At 71.4% G+C, this 329-nt stretch carries 1 protein-coding gene; it reads left to right on the top strand.

Going from position 1 to position 329, the window contains the following annotated elements:
- A partial coding sequence (locus AOK17_RS51855) for an ATP-binding protein (RefSeq protein WP_342671575.1) occupies positions 1 to 329 on the top strand: 329 nt, incomplete at both ends.

Genomic DNA, 329 nt, shown 5'->3' with positions numbered 1-329 from the left:
CGGCCTCGATGTGCGCTGCGGGTGCGACGGGCCGGTCGGGACCGTCCTCGCGACCGTTCTGCGTGAAGGGGTCACCAATCTCATCCGGCACAGCAAGGCGACGGAGTGCCGGATCGAGATCCGGGAGGTCGAGGGGGCGTTCGTGCGGCTCACCCTGTCCAATGACGGGGTGCGGGCCGATGTGGGGGCGCTTCGCGGGTGCGGGGGTGGGGCTCGGGGTGGGCTCGACAATCTGGCGGAGCGAATGGAGGCGGTTGGGGGGCGGTTGACCGCCGGTACGGATGAGAGGGGCTGGTATCGGGTGGTCGCCGAGGCGCCCTGCGGTGGTG

The sequence above is a fragment of the Streptomyces phaeochromogenes genome (assembly GCF_001418655.1).
Classification (GTDB): Bacteria; Actinomycetota; Actinomycetes; order Streptomycetales; family Streptomycetaceae; genus Streptomyces; species Streptomyces phaeochromogenes.
The sequence above is the reverse complement of the archived record's forward strand: the minus strand, read 5'-3'. Positions and strand labels throughout refer to the sequence as shown.